Annotated in this window: 13 protein-coding genes and 1 riboswitch; of the genes, 7 read left to right on the forward strand and 6 right to left on the reverse strand. The window is 33.3% G+C overall.

Annotation, left to right across the window (positions count from 1 at the left end):
• Positions 1-221: 221 nt before the first annotated feature.
• Entirely contained in the window at positions 222-1,496 is a 1,275-nt protein-coding gene (gene kinB, locus M1D66_RS07415; RefSeq protein ID WP_000420369.1) for a sporulation sensor histidine kinase KinB, read from the forward strand.
• A gap of 38 nt (positions 1,497-1,534) precedes the next feature.
• On the opposite strand, the gene M1D66_RS07420 is transcribed toward kinB, so the two are convergent.
• Positions 1,535-2,284, reverse strand: a complete 750-nt coding sequence (locus tag M1D66_RS07420) for a DUF3967 domain-containing protein (RefSeq protein ID WP_000388471.1) — start codon at positions 2,282-2,284, stop codon at positions 1,535-1,537.
• A gap of 226 nt (positions 2,285-2,510) precedes the next feature.
• On the opposite strand from M1D66_RS07420, the gene nucA reads away from it, so the two are divergent.
• Both nucA and comJ read left to right on the forward strand, forming a co-directional pair.
• Positions 2,511-2,945 carry a DNA-entry nuclease gene (gene nucA / locus M1D66_RS07425; RefSeq protein ID WP_000811494.1) on the forward strand — a complete coding sequence of 145 codons (435 nt, stop codon included), beginning with the start codon at positions 2,511-2,513 and terminating at the stop codon, positions 2,943-2,945.
• A gap of 36 nt (positions 2,946-2,981) precedes the next feature.
• A complete protein-coding gene (gene comJ / locus M1D66_RS07430; protein ID WP_000424030.1) occupies positions 2,982-3,371 on the forward strand; it encodes a competence protein ComJ in 390 nt (129 codons plus the stop codon).
• 38 nt (positions 3,372-3,409) lie between these two features.
• Here comJ and metE read toward each other — a convergent pair whose 3' ends face one another.
• The 3 genes from metE to M1D66_RS07445 all read right to left on the reverse strand — a co-directional run bounded on the left by metE (position 3,410) and on the right by M1D66_RS07445 (position 8,538).
• Positions 3,410-5,698, reverse strand: a complete 2,289-nt coding sequence (metE, locus tag M1D66_RS07435; protein WP_242555088.1) for a 5-methyltetrahydropteroyltriglutamate--homocysteine S-methyltransferase — start codon at positions 5,696-5,698, stop codon at positions 3,410-3,412.
• 128 nt (positions 5,699-5,826) lie between these two features.
• Positions 5,827-6,014, reverse strand: a riboswitch (cobalamin riboswitch).
• A gap of 197 nt (positions 6,015-6,211) precedes the next feature.
• Complete coding sequence (locus tag M1D66_RS07440) at positions 6,212-6,769, reverse strand: PadR family transcriptional regulator (RefSeq protein ID WP_242555089.1); 558 nt, start codon at positions 6,767-6,769, stop codon at positions 6,212-6,214.
• A gap of 227 nt (positions 6,770-6,996) precedes the next feature.
• Complete coding sequence (locus M1D66_RS07445; RefSeq protein WP_000449912.1) at positions 6,997-8,538, reverse strand: MDR family MFS transporter; 1,542 nt, start codon at positions 8,536-8,538, stop codon at positions 6,997-6,999.
• A gap of 412 nt (positions 8,539-8,950) precedes the next feature.
• Between M1D66_RS07445 and M1D66_RS07450 the strand changes: the two genes are divergently transcribed.
• Positions 8,951-9,451 carry a hypothetical protein gene (locus M1D66_RS07450; RefSeq protein ID WP_000708120.1) on the forward strand — a complete coding sequence of 167 codons (501 nt, stop codon included), beginning with the start codon at positions 8,951-8,953 and terminating at the stop codon, positions 9,449-9,451.
• Between the two features lie 31 nt (positions 9,452-9,482).
• Here the strand turns inward: M1D66_RS07450 and M1D66_RS07455 are convergent, their stop codons facing one another.
• Positions 9,483-9,716, reverse strand: a complete 234-nt coding sequence (locus M1D66_RS07455) for an SPP1 phage holin family protein (RefSeq protein ID WP_000939448.1) — start codon at positions 9,714-9,716, stop codon at positions 9,483-9,485.
• Between the two features lie 163 nt (positions 9,717-9,879).
• On the opposite strand from M1D66_RS07455, the gene M1D66_RS07460 reads away from it, so the two are divergent.
• Positions 9,880-10,533 carry a diguanylate cyclase domain-containing protein gene (locus tag M1D66_RS07460; protein ID WP_000680811.1) on the forward strand — a complete coding sequence of 218 codons (654 nt, stop codon included), beginning with the start codon at positions 9,880-9,882 and terminating at the stop codon, positions 10,531-10,533.
• Between the two features lie 613 nt (positions 10,534-11,146).
• The gene (locus tag M1D66_RS07465) at positions 11,147-11,809 is read left to right on the forward strand and encodes a YkyA family protein (RefSeq protein ID WP_000922498.1); all 663 of its coding nucleotides are present in this window, start codon (positions 11,147-11,149) and stop codon (positions 11,807-11,809) included.
• A 31-nt stretch (positions 11,810-11,840) separates the two neighbouring features.
• Here M1D66_RS07465 and M1D66_RS07470 read toward each other — a convergent pair whose 3' ends face one another.
• A complete protein-coding gene (locus tag M1D66_RS07470; RefSeq protein WP_000804864.1) occupies positions 11,841-12,299 on the reverse strand; it encodes a YkyB family protein in 459 nt (152 codons plus the stop codon).
• Positions 12,300-12,440: 141 nt separating this feature from the next.
• Between M1D66_RS07470 and ppx the strand changes: the two genes are divergently transcribed.
• The gene (gene ppx / locus M1D66_RS07475; protein ID WP_242555090.1) at positions 12,441-14,015 is read left to right on the forward strand and encodes an exopolyphosphatase; all 1,575 of its coding nucleotides are present in this window, start codon (positions 12,441-12,443) and stop codon (positions 14,013-14,015) included.
• Positions 14,016-14,038 lie beyond the last annotated feature (23 nt).

The following is a 14,038-nucleotide window of genomic DNA, read 5'->3' on the forward strand; positions in this document are numbered from 1 at the left end:
CTAAAAAAGTATTTTTATATTTTCTTTTTAATCCGTATTCATTGTATACTGCACGAAGGAAATTTGGTACAGGGTTTACAATCATTTCGAAAATCTGTAACAATTATTATGAGTTGTTAACAAAGAATTAACAAATATGTTAAGAAAAATCAAAATTTTAAAACAAATACACCTATAAAATGATATAATCATATCAAAATACATATAGGGGATGAGAGGTTATGGAGCTTATCCGTGATTTATTGATTCAAATTGCCATCATAATTTTGCCACTATTTTTATATGAAGCGATTCGTTTAAATCGCTATCAAGAAATGCCTCCGAAGCCAAATCGTTACTTTATTATGTTTTTATCTAGCGTTACGCTCGTTCTCTCCATGACATACTCTATTTGTTTTGGCAATGTGTGTGGGTATAACTTTCACCCCATTCCAATTGTCAGTGGTTTTTTATATGGTGGGATTGTTGGTTTAATCCCAGCGGTTATTTTTGTTGCATACGAATGGTTACTAAAGGGAATGAGCTTTCTTCCAGTTTTAGAAGTAATATTTTTATTGATAGTTCCGCTATTTTTATCAAAGAAATGGTCTCTTTTTTCAAGGGATAAGAAATTAATTTTAGCATTTATGATTTCATCATTTTATGTGCTTGTTTCTTTAGTATTAGGCATGATTAATGTTCTTTTGGAAACAGGATTTACACCGTATATTTCGCAAATATATAGCGGATTTATATTTGCCTCGCTTATCATGGTCATGACAATGGTATTCCAGGTGTATTTAACTGAATATTTAAATGAAAATGCATTGCTACGTACAGAGATGCAAAAATCAGAAAAGCTTAATATTGTAAGTGAGTTAGCAGCAAGTGTGGCACATGAAGTTCGAAATCCACTAACTGTTGTTCGTGGATTTATCCAATTGCTAGAAAGTACGGAAGATGTGAAGAATAAGGATTATATGCGTCTCGTATTAGCTGAATTGGATCGGGCGGAACAAATTATTTCAGATTACTTAAATTTAGCAAGGCCGCAAATTGAGAAAAAAGAACACATTTGTTTATCAGCCCAATTAATAGAAATGACCACTCTTATGTCGTCATTTGCAGCGATGCAAGGTGTATATTTACAAGTTGAAATTTCAGAAAGTCTTTATACGATTGGTGATAAGACAAAATTGAAGCAAGCTATTATGAATGTTGTTAAAAATGGTATTGAAGCAATTCAAGGAAATAAAGGATATTTAAAAGTAACAGCTATTCAAAAAGATGAAACAATCATAATAAGAGTTAAAGATAGTGGTGTTGGTATGACGAAAGAACAGTTAGCAAGGCTTGGGCAACCATATTATTCTTTAAAAGAAAAAGGGACAGGATTAGGACTTATGGTAACATTTAGTATTTTACAAGCGCATAATGGTACATTGGAATATAAGAGTGAAAGTGGAAAAGGCACTGAAGCAATTATTATATTACCAGCTGTACAAAATAAGGAATAAAAGTTACCGATGAAAGGTAACTTTTTATTTTATATTGTTTATTCATTTGTTTTTTCTTGTTTTGCTCGGCTAAATAAACTTTTAAATGATTGAAAGAAGCTTTGCTCTTTTGAGGCAGCAACCATTCTTTTTGTTTCTTGAATTTCTCGAATAACTTGCATAAGCTGTGCATCACGGTTACTGTCTTTATTATAAATTTGACTAACAAGTTTATTCATTTTTTCTTCCTGTTTGGATTCTCGTTTATACATATGATTCATTAATAAGTCCATCTTTTCTTTTTGCAGTGCATCTGTTTGAGCGGCGTGATCGACTAACTCTTGAAGCATTTTTTCTTGAGAGCCTTCTTTTACATAAACTTGTTGCATCAATTCGTCTAGTTTCTCATCCTTTAAACGATTTTGTGTAATTAAAGTAGAATTTTGATGAATAATTGCCTCATTTAATTGAGCTAGCATTTCAAGTTTTAACATGAACTCCTCAAAGTTACGCCCATCTTCTTTTTCTTTCGTTTGTATCTCTTGCTTATCTTGTATAACTGGTACAGGTGGGGCCTCTTTTTCTTTTAAAATAATCGGTATCGTTTCTGAAATATCTTCTTGTAATGTAGCAGCTCTTTCGTGTATAGATTTCAATAATTTTAAATCATCAAGTTTATAAATACGAGCATCAGCTGTTTTGGAAATCATATAACCATGTTCCTCTAACAGTTGACTATATTTGCGAACTATATGTTTTGGGATGCCTGTTTTATTCGTGACATCTTTCGTTTTATAGGTAGCTTCCATCATATTTCCTCCCCAAAAAGTATCGTATATATCATTTCAATCTTTTATGAGGACTTCCTTTGAAAAAGAATGTCGGAAGGCTATTAGTTTTCTACAGCATTAGTGAAAAAATGAAAATTTTTGGCGGAATGGCAAGGAATAACTAAAATAATGTCTGAAAACATATACAGGAGAAGTTTGTTATAATAACGGAGGAAAAGAAACTGGTAGAAACATGGAGGTATACATGAAGCAATTAAAAGGTATTATCATTTCAATTATCGCAATTCTGTCCATTTTAGTAGCAGTTTATGAAGTACTTGTGCCAGAGGAAACAAGTGTAAAGAAAACGAATACGTATGATCAAGTGTTAGAATTTCCGAAAGAACGTTATCCAGAGACAGGAAAACATATTACGGATGCTATAAAAGAAGGGCATTCAGAAGTTTGTACAATCGATCGTGGTGGTGCTGCAGATAGAAGGAAATTGTCGTTAGCACCATATCCATCAAAAAAAGGGTATGATCGTGATGAATGGCCAATGGCGATGTGCAAGGAAGGCGGAAAAGGAGCACATATTGAATATATAAGTCCGGCGGATAACCGTGGAGCAGGCTCTTGGGTAGGGAATAAGTTAGATAAATACCCAGATGGTACGCGAGTAAAATTTGAAGTGAAGTAGTAGTTGTATATTTCATAATGAAGGAGAAGGGGAACTATGGAGTTAACGATTTCTTATTCGCAATTAATGTTGATGAACTATGACGGTGAGCAACCTTATGTAGATTGGACTGATGAAGATTTTGAAAGAGGTTATGCTAAGGCAGATGGAACTGTTATTTTTGAAGCACTTTCTGATTATACTTGTGAAGTGAAAGTGACCCCAGGGAAACATATTGAAAAAGAAGAAGTAGTTAGAACGATTACGGTTCCTTTTACAGTTGAAAATGAAAGTATCGTTATAACGAGTATTCTTTCTAATAAATTTCAAATACCTATTCCAAATGGTGAGTATACAGTTGTATTACAAGCAATTCCTCTTGAAGAGCCAACGGATGATGAATTATATAAAATACAATATGAATTCTTTTTTGAAAGTAAAGAATAAAAAATGGGTTATCCTGAGAAAAGGATAACCCATTTTTGTTATGCGTTTGTTTTTAAAAGGGAACGAGCATCTTTCGCTGCTTGCACCATATGTTCTAAAGCTGGAATAACTTCTTCTGTTCTTCTCGTTTTTAAACCACAATCAGGATTAATCCAGAAATATTTAGGATCACATACTTCTAAAGATTGTTCTACGATTTTATACATTTCATCTTTACTCGGTACACGTGGGCTATGAATATCATATACACCTAGGCCGATGCCTTTTTCATATGTTGTATGTTTTAATGTATCAATAAATTCTCCGTGACTTCTTGATGTTTCGATAGAAATTACATCTGCATCTAATGCGCGAATCGCGTCAACAATATCTTCGAAGTTACTGTAACACATATGAGTATGAATTTGTGTTTCATTTGCTACAGAAGAAGTTGCTAAAAGGAAGGATTGTACTGCCCATGTAATATAAGCATCCCAATCTTTTTCTTTTAGTGGCATTCCTTCACGAAGTGCGGGCTCATCGACTTGGATTACTCTAATTCCGGAAGATTCAAGTAGTTCAATTTCGTGACGAAGAGCTAGTGCAATTTGATACGAAACTTCTTTTCTTGGAATATCATTTCGAACGAAGGACCAATTTAAAATTGTAACAGGTCCGGTTAACATTCCTTTTACAACTTTCTCTGTTAAGCTTTGCGCATAAACTGTTTCCTTAATAGTCATGCCGTTAATAAAGGCTACATCACCATAAATAACAGGTGGTTTTACGCAGCGGGAACCGTATGATTGTACCCAACCGTTTTTAGTGAATGAGAAACCAGCAAGACGCTCACCAAAATATTCGACCATGTCAGTTCTTTCAAATTCACCATGTACAAGGACATCAAGCCCAATTTCTTCTTGGTAACGAATCCATTTTTCTGTCTCTTTTTCAATAAATTGTTCATATTGTTCATTTGAAATAACACCGTTACGCCATTCTTTTCGCGTTTGACGAACTTCAGTTGTTTGCGGGAAGCTACCAATAGTCGTTGTTGGTAATAGCGGTAACTCTAGAGCAACTTGTTGTAATTCGTATCGTTTTTCAAATGGAAGAGGACGTGAAAAATCTTCTTCTTTTAGTGCTGTTCGTGCTGCTTTGACATCTTCTCGGTTACGTGCAGCAGATGAATGAATTGTATGATGTACGTTTCGATATGTTTCCAGCTCATTACTAATGCTTTCTGTACCTTGAGTGAGAGCGGAATGAATAAGAACTAACTCTTCTAATTTTTGATTTGCAAATGCTAACGCATCAAACAGCTCAGTCGATAAGTGAGTTTCTTCTGTTTTATCGATTGGTGTATGCAATAAGCTACAAGAAGGCTGAACGATGATATCTTTCGTTTGGACTTGTTTTTGTAACGTTGTAAATAACTCAAGAACTTCATCAAGGTCAGCTCTCCAAATGTTACGGCCATCTATACAACCGACAGCTAAAGTTTTATCAGCTGGGAATCCATATTTTGAAATAGCATTTAGATTACCTTCTTTACCATGAATGAAATCTAATCCAATACCGGATACCGGGAATGTAATAATTTCTTCATAGTTTTCTTCTACGCTATCAAAATATGTTTGTAAAAGAAGAGTCGCATTTGGAACTTCTTTACGAATAGCTTCATAAATTTCTTTTGCTTGTTGAACTTCTTTTTTAGTTAAAGAAGCGAAAATCGGTTCATCAACTTGAATGGCTGGTGCACCAGCTGCATGTAGTTCTGAAAGCAGTTGTACGTAAGGTGCAACTAACTGTTTTAAAATGGTAGGAAATTGTTCTTGTGTATAGCCTTTAGCTAATTTTAAGAAAGTATATGGTCCTAAAATAACAGGCTTTCCATCTACTCCTAATTCTTGTTTTGCCTCTTCGTATAAGCGAAGTGGACGATTATCTTTTAAAGAGATTTGTAATCCCTCTTCATATTCAGGAACGATATAGTGATAGTTTGTGTTAAACCATTTTGTCATTTCGGAAGCTACGTGATCTTTAGAGCCACGCGCCATTGCGAAATATACATCAAGGTAAGATGTAAACTCAGAAAAACGTGATGGAATAAATCCTAGCATATAGGCAGTATCCAAAACGTGATCATAATATGTAAAGTCGCCAATTGGAATGAGTTCAATCCCTTTTTCTTGCTGTACTTTTACGTGTTGAAGGCGAATTTCTTTCATTGTTGTTAAAAATTGTTCTTCATCGATTTTATTGGACCAAAAAGCTTCCAATGTTTTTTTCCACTCTCGTTGTAGTCCGATACGTGGATAACCTAAGTTACTTGTTTGAATTGCCATTTTAAATTCCTCCCTAATTGAAAGTAAGCATTTCCGTTTACTAGGAAATACCTATAACAAAAAGTACAAAGACATAGAAAATAAGCCTTCCTTTTTGTTTTAACACCTCATCATCATCCGTGAATCTATCAGTGTTGTTAAAACAGGCAGGTCTCCTGACTTATGCTTCATATAATTTCTTTTACCTTCCCGTTTTCACAGTGGCACCAAAAAGAAATCTCAGCATTTACAGTGGCGGGACCGTGTTGGAGTTTCACCAAGCTTCCCTTTTAAACACGAAACAAAACTTTCGTGTACCTATTTTCCTTTTGAAAGGAATTTAACAAGCGATATGATATTGAAACAAATTTTAACATAATTTTTGGAATTTTGTCTACTGTTTTAAAATAAGAAAATTCTAAAGTTTTTATTTCTTAGTATTCTGACTTTTTATATTCTGGAGTAACGAATAATATTACAGTATGAAAAGAGAAATTGAGCTATGAAAGAAGTAGGGATGTCTTCTTTCATAGCTCAATCTTCATCTATAGCAACTTCTGAAAGTCGGCCTGCTATAGCATCTTTAAGGAGGGTGTTTAGCCATTGTAATTCAACTGTAATATGCTCAATTACACTTTGCAAAATATATAGTTGTGCACGTGGAACCTTTCCTTTATTACAATCATATATCGTTTGCATAGTATGTAAATATTGAAGAGTATCGTTTTTCTTTTTTTCTAAAATAGGAACTAATTCGTGATCATTGCTAAAGTGAGCGAAAGATAAGGCTGAATAAATAGGTGTATATATTTGGTTTTTGGCTTCGAATTGTTTTAATAGTAAAGTGTGGAATAGTTTTTTGCCTTCTTCTGTTATATGAAAAATCGTTTTGTCAGGTCGATTTGTGTCTCTAATTACATTTGTAATATGAATTGCCCCTTGCTTTTCTAATTGCTCGAAGGCGTAATAAAGTGATCCTTTAGCATATTTAATGTAACAATCCATTTGTCGTTCTTTCATAATATGCTGCACTTCATATGGATGTTTATCTCCTTCGAGTAGCAAGCCGAGAATGACTAATTTCATGCTCATGCTGTCTCAACTCCTGTATATAAAAACTTTATCCAGTAAGATCCCCACCCAAAAATTCAGCGGAAGCAAAGAAGTTAGGTGGGGATTAACTGCCCGTAAAAGCCCGATTGGTGTGGGCTAATAATCAGTGGGGGATGAACATCCCCCTACTGATTAAAGTTTCACTTTATACATATTATAAACGGCATATCCTTTTTCATAAAGGAATATGCCGCTTCTTTTTTATATTAACTAACTTGCTTTTGTTTTTCTTTCTTTTTAGGGCCTGTAAAGAGGCGTTCATTTCCCATAAGTAAAATACAAATAATACTTAGTACAGCCGGGATGAGTGCCCAGAAGAATGTATTCGCAATAGATGTAGCGAGAGCTTCTTTAATACCCGCTAATATTTCAGCAGGAATTTTTGCGGTAGCGCCTGGTGATAATAAGAAACTTGTGTCTCCGCCTTTTGGAGCTAATTTTGCTAGTTCAGGGGGAAATACAGAGTTTAGTTTATCTGTAAAAATATGATTTTGAATTGTACCGAAAATCGTTACACCAAGGGTCATACCGAGTGATCGGAAGAATGAGTTTGTTGATGTCGCCGAACCACGGTCCCGCATTTCCAACTTGTGAATAGAAGACATACTTAATACTGAGAATGAGAAGCCAACACCAAGCCCAGCGAGAATCATAAATAGTGTTACGAGTAAACGAGGTGTGTCCATTGTTAAAGTACTTAATAAATAAATACCAAGAACGAAGAAGACACCAGATACCATCATAATGTTACGATAGCTTGTTCGAGAAGCTAATTGTCCTCCTGTTTGACTTCCAATTACAGAACCAACCATCATTGGTGTTAAAATTAATCCAGCATTAGAGGCGGAACCTCCAAGAACGCCTTGAATGAAGATTGGAATATAAACTGTACAGATAATAAAAGCGGCACCATAGAAAAAGGCAACTCCTTGACTAGCTGCGAATAAAGGTTTTTTAAATAGATGGAACGAAATAATAGGCTCGGTTGCTTTTCGTTCTACAAAGAAGAAAATAATAAGCGTAATAACTACTGTTGTAAATAAGCCAATAATTACAGTAGAATTCCAGGCATATTCCTTACCACCAAGTTCTAATGCGAACATTAAGCAAACGATACTTATGACAAGTGTAATAGCACCAGCCCAATCAATTTTTTGTTTTCTAAATTCTAGAGACTCACTGTAGTATTTAGTAATGAAGAAAAAGGAGATAAGTCCTAATGGAATATTAATATAGAAGACCCAATGCCAACTTATATAGTCTGTAATATAAGCACCTAATAAAGGACCGAATACACTAGATGTCCCGAAAACAGCACCGAATAGTCCTGTCATCTTCCCGCGTTTTTCTGGTGGGAAGATATCGTACATAATTGTGAAGGCGATAGGCATAAGGGCACCACCACCGATCCCTTGAATAGCTCTATAAATACTTAATTGCTCAATACTTGAAGCTGTTCCGCAAAGAGCAGAACCGAATAAGAAAAGAATGAGGCCCCCAATATAAAAACGTTTCCGCCCGTACATATCAGAAAGTTTCCCGAAGATAGGCATCCCTGCCATTGTTGCTACCATATAAGCTGATGTGACCCAAACAAACTTATCAAATCCTCCTAGGTCTCCAACGATTGTTGCCATTGCGGTTGCAACGATTGTATTATCCATTGCGGCCATTAATATACCAAGCAGTAAACCAGCAACAACAAATTTTGTCTTGTTGGCTTCTTTTTTTAATGGTTGAGTTTCCAAATATAACCCTCCTTTAGAAATAAGTAAACTATATTAAGTTTTGAGTGCAGTGGATAAAAAATTTTAATGTATAGTTGACTTTAATTTCTTTTCCATAAGTGCACTGATATGCCATAAAGAATATTATAGTCAAATTTGACTATAAGGCAAACTTTTTCTTACGTCAAAATATTCTTTCGTATGAGTAGAGAACGAGTGAGCCATACTGAATATTGCTATGAAGGGAATGAAGTAAATTGTAAAAAAATTTCATAAAGAACACCTTCTGTTAATAGATGAAAAATGGTTTTTTCTTCATATTGTCGAATAGGATAAAAGGAAGAGAAATATTAAACATTGCTTGTAGCAAGCTTTAGTAATTTGGGGAATTCATTGTGTGTATGTTACATCTGAAATGAGGTGAATATATATTATGAAAATATGGGGACGAATTTCGGATACAGGAAAGTATTCAATACCGCTACAACCAGTATTGTGGATTGACGGATCGAAAAAGGAAAACGAATTTCCTCAAGTAGCCGTTACATTACAAATTGGTAGTATGTATACAGAACAGTTTTCGTATGAATTGACCTACGATGTAAACGACATACTTATTATGCGAATTGAAGTGGAAAATAAAGGGGTAGAAATGATTTCGAGAGTTGTTGTAAGTCATATGATTCGAGATTACTTTGCTTATATTCCTAATTCTTTAAAAGTTGATAAGGGGATAAGTGAGTTTTTATTCCAGCTTGTTAGATGGCGAATTGATGATTTGTTACCGAATGAGAAGGTGGAACTACGTTGTAAAATAAAAGCTAATAAAGATAAAGCTCTTAAACAAACATTCTTTCAGGCTACATATACATTTCAAGATAAAGAGATATCATATGGCCCACTGCAAACAAATGAAGTTGTTGTGCGTCAATGATAAAAAGGAACCTGTACAAAAGGTTCCTTTTTTAGTGAAGGTTGTGTTTTTTGAGTATTTTCTTTTGCTCCATTCCTTTTTTTCCTACATAGTTATTTTTGTAGCCAAAGTATAGAATAAATAAAAATGAAACAACATTAACAATAGCGTCGATTTGATCGTTTGTAATAAAGTGTATCCCGAAAGAGGTAAATAATAATTTTAATGATAATAGAAAACCAGCTAGTAAACGCATAGCATCTGATAGATTCTCTTTTTGTAGCATATAGATTACTCCTTTCTATAAAAGTTATATATTATATATATGAAATAGAGTAGAAAAGGTATACAAGCTTAAGCAGAAATGTACATTGCATATGTACATTTTTTATTTTGTAGAAAAACATTATTGATATAGAAACATATATTGGTATAAAAGGGGGGAAAGTATGAAACATAAAGGGAAAATTAGTGGATTATTGCTTGGCAATACTGTGGCAGTTACAGAATGGATTGCACTTCAGGATGTAATTGCAAAACTGGATTCACGATCATTTTATACCGTCTTTATTATTTATATATTGCAAATGATACTAAGTTATTATTTTGGACATTGGTACGATAAAAGAGCGAACGAGCGTATGGGTATGGAAGTAGGAGGAATGGCAAGCAATGATTTTGTTGTTGATTTTTTTGGGAAAGTAGCTGCTTTATCTGAAAGAGATTCTCGTAATATTACAGTGTACATTCTTTCTGTAAAAGAATGGGAAGGATTAAAAGACACGTTGCAAGAAAAAAAGTTGGGAGTGTTAGTACAAAAATTAGAGAGTACCATTGTAAAGACAATTCGGAAGGGCGATGTTGTTACAAAGTGGGATGAAAATAAGTACGTTATTGTAGCAATTGATAATGGTCATGAAACATCAACAATAACAAAACGATTAATGAAAAATATTGAAAGTGAAATAGAAGGTGATTTACTCAGTGTCACTCTTTTATTTGGAGCAGCTAGCTATCCAGTAGAAGGAAAAACGTTTGAAGAACTGTTGAGAAAGTCGCAAAATCAATTGTACCAGTATAGAAATTTGCAAGAAAATGAGTGAAGCTTTGATTTGAAGATATATGATAGGAAGATGTTTTATTTGTAACATTTTTTTGACTTTTATTACAAAAAACGCCACGTTTGTAATAAAAGTCTTTAAAAATATATGAAATAAGCATATAATTATGATGGTAGTGCCAATGCAATTTGCACAGTGTGTTTTATTTTAAAAGTGTAGAGGAAAGCAAGCTCTACACTTTTCCTTTTTAGGAAATGAAAAGAATATTTGTAAGTTGTTGCGAGATATCGATTGTACTGTGTAAAATGAACAAAGAGATTAATTGATAGAAAGCTGGAAAGGGAATGATAGACGTGAGAGCGGAGCGATCACCTTTTATCAGGTGAACTATTATAGTCTTATTAAGACTGAGATGAAATTCCGTGGATATTAAAGTAATACATAGTGTGAACAGGCCTTAAAAAACACGAAGTAGTATACTTAAAGATGGATATGGAATTGCTAAATAATTCAAAAAGAATAATGTAATATCAAGTAATAATTTGTACAAACAATATTAATGATCTTCGTAAAAAAGATGCGAGTGTATAGAACAATTACATATTTTATAACTTTTTTATATTACACGATGGTCGTTTATAAGTAGGAGGAAGAGATGTTGAAATATAGTAAATTAGCAATTGTAACTACATTATCAATGATTTTATTAGCCGGTTGTTTCGGTCCGAAACCAGAAGAAGAATTATATGTAGCGTTTGAAAACGCTGCTAAACAAGAAAAAACAATGTTTGAAGATGCAAAAAAACTTGAGACTTTAGAGAAAGAAGGACAAGAATTATATAACCAGATTGTTCAAGAAGGAAAAGATAATAATCAAACTGTTAAAGAAAAACTGAATCAAGCAGTGAAAAATACAACTGAACGAGAAAAAGTGCTTACAAAAGAAAAAGAAGTTTTAAATAAAGCGCAAGAAGAAGTGAAGTCAGCTGATAAGTATGTGAAGAAAATTGAAGATAAGAAATTGAAAGATCAAGCTGATAAAGTGAAAAGCACGTATGAGAAACGCCACGATTCATTTAATAAAATGTATGACAGCTATAACAAATCTTTAAAACAAGAAAAAGAGTTATATACAATGTTACAAGATAAAGGTACTAAATTAAAAGATATTAGTGAAAAAGTAAAAGTAGTAAATCAATCTTATAAGGATATTGAGTCAGAAAAAGATAAATTTAATGAATTTACAAAGTCTTATAATACAGAAAAAGTAGCTTTTTATAAACAAGCAAATATTAAAATTAAAGAAGAGAAAAAATAAAACAGTTTGGCCTACACTTGGCCAAACTGTTTTATTTTTTTGTATAAGTACGACTATACCATGGAACAGGCTCACTTAATTTTTTTTCTTGTTTTAATGCTTCAGGACCAATATAATCTTGAAGTGTTTTTTTTGCTACTGTTAAAGATAAGGTTGTTTTCGGATTTCGATAGGAGGATTCAAGATGGCCAAGATGCGGTAGAATTCGAAAATCTTCTTTCGTAGGAGGGATGTGGAAAAAATAATCGCCTAAACGTATAAGGACATCAGATTGTTGTTGGCTAAAACGTGGGTTTCTAGAAAAATGCAATCCTTCTTTAATTGCTTTTTTTTCAGCAATCAAACGTTCTAAAGCTGTCTTTTTTAACCAGTATAAATATTTAGGATTAGTAGCTGCTTTAGCATGACGATTCACAACGAAAATAGATTGAGCTAGTCGATTAATAGAATGTTGGTTTTGTAATTGAGATTGTGGTTGTGAAGGTTTCATATTGAATCTCCTTTCAATTTTTCATTATTATACCATAAATAAAATAGGTATTTATTATACGCAAAAAGTGATTGTATATATTTTCAATATTAAAGCAATATTGTTACAAAAAACAACTATTTTGTATAATAGTAATAGAATATGTTTTTGAAATTTGATAATGAAAGAGTGAGAAGTTTGAAAGAAATATTAAAACAACAGTATGCCATTATAGATATTGGATCTAATACAATGCGTTTAGTTATTTATGAAAAGCAAAATGGAGGTTTTTATAAAGAGATTGAAAATACGAAAGTTGTTGCTAGGTTAAGGAATTACTTAATTGATGGTGTATTGAATGAAGAGGGAATAGAAGTATTATTACAGACATTATTTCAATTTCAAGAAAGTACAAGATTCCATCAGTTGCATCATGTACTTTGTGTTGCAACAGCAACAATTAGACAGTCGGAGAATCAAGAGGAAATTAAAAAGCTTGTTGAAGGACAAACGGACTTTACTCTTAGAGTATTATCAGAGTATGAGGAAGCGCGTTACGGATACTTGGCGGTTATGAATTCTACATCGTTTTCAGAAGGAATAACGGTAGATATTGGTGGGGGAAGTACGGAAGTTACATACTTTAGAAATAGAGAGATTTTAGAGTACCATAGTTTTCCTTTTGGGGCACTTTCTTTAAAGCAACAATTTATTAAAGGTGATATTCCTACTAAAGATGAGTTAGAGGGAATGCAACAGTATTTAGAGTTTCAATTTCGAACGTTACCATGGTTAATCAATAAGAAATTGCCTCTTATTGCAATTGGTGGTAGTGCTAGGAACTTAGTAAAAATCCATCAAAATTTAATATGTTATCCTATAGCAGGATTACATTTATACAAGATGAAAGAAGAAGATATTGAAAGTGTAAAAGAGGAATTGGAAAAATTGTCGTTCATAGAACTTCAGAAATTGGAAGGATTAGCAAAAGATCGAGCAGATACGATTATTCCAGCGGTTGAAGTATTTCATACACTTGTTAATGTTATAGAGGCACCGGCATTTGTATTAAGTAGAAAAGGGTTAAGAGAAGGTGTTTTCTATGAAGAGTTGACAAAAGATTTGGGGATTTCATATTATCCGAACGTAGTTGAAGAAAGTTTGCATTTACTATCACATGAATACGAAATGGACATGGAATTTGTTATTCAACTTATTAAACATGGAAGACTAATTTGCAAACAACTTGAGGAAATAGGGCTTATTTCTATGTCAGTAAAAGACTGGGAAGTGTTCCATCAAGCTGCGAAAGTATTTAATATAGGCAAATATATAGACGAAGAAGCGAGCCGTTTACATACGTTTTATTTATTAGCGAATAAGACAATTGATGGCATGATGCATAAAAATCGAGTAAGGCTAGCGCTTATTGCATCGTATAAATCAAAAATGTTATTTAAACAACATTTATCTCCATTTGAAGGTTGGTTTGATAAAAGCGAACAAAAAAAAATCCGCCTGTTAGGAGCTGTTTTACAGTTTTCAGCTACTTTAAATGTAAGGCAACGATCGCTTATTGATACCATATCTATAACAGAAAGCGAAGAGGGATTAACGTTTAAAGTTTTATGTGAACAATCGGCATTAGCAGAAAAAGTACAAGCTGAAAAACAAAAAAAACAGTTAGAAAGAGTATTAAAAACGAATATTCATTTATTATTTGAACTAAAACATTAGGTTGTACGGATGTCTTTACGAAA

The sequence above is a fragment of the Bacillus sp. PK6-16 genome, assembly GCF_056530295.1.

Excerpts from the sequence above, each read along its gene's own strand:
- M1D66_RS07450 (WP_000708120.1), top strand. The coding sequence starts at position 8,951 with ATGAAAATATGGGGACGAATTTCGGATACAGGAAAGTATTCAATACCG.
- comJ (WP_000424030.1), top strand. The coding sequence starts at position 2,982 with ATGGAGTTAACGATTTCTTATTCGCAATTAATGTTGATGAACTATGAC.
- M1D66_RS07420 (WP_000388471.1), bottom strand. The coding sequence starts at position 2,284 with ATGGAAGCTACCTATAAAACGAAAGATGTCACGAATAAAACAGGCATC.
- M1D66_RS07465 (WP_000922498.1), top strand. The coding sequence starts at position 11,147 with ATGTTGAAATATAGTAAATTAGCAATTGTAACTACATTATCAATGATT.
- M1D66_RS07470 (WP_000804864.1), bottom strand. The coding sequence starts at position 12,299 with ATGAAACCTTCACAACCACAATCTCAATTACAAAACCAACATTCTATT.
- M1D66_RS07440 (WP_242555089.1), bottom strand. The coding sequence starts at position 6,769 with ATGAGCATGAAATTAGTCATTCTCGGCTTGCTACTCGAAGGAGATAAA.
- metE (WP_242555088.1), bottom strand. The coding sequence starts at position 5,698 with ATGGCAATTCAAACAAGTAACTTAGGTTATCCACGTATCGGACTACAA.
- ppx (WP_242555090.1), top strand. The coding sequence starts at position 12,441 with ATGTTTTTGAAATTTGATAATGAAAGAGTGAGAAGTTTGAAAGAAATA.
- M1D66_RS07455 (WP_000939448.1), bottom strand. The coding sequence starts at position 9,716 with ATGCTACAAAAAGAGAATCTATCAGATGCTATGCGTTTACTAGCTGGT.
- M1D66_RS07460 (WP_000680811.1), top strand. The coding sequence starts at position 9,880 with ATGAAACATAAAGGGAAAATTAGTGGATTATTGCTTGGCAATACTGTG.
- kinB (WP_000420369.1), top strand. The coding sequence starts at position 222 with ATGGAGCTTATCCGTGATTTATTGATTCAAATTGCCATCATAATTTTG.
- nucA (WP_000811494.1), top strand. The coding sequence starts at position 2,511 with ATGAAGCAATTAAAAGGTATTATCATTTCAATTATCGCAATTCTGTCC.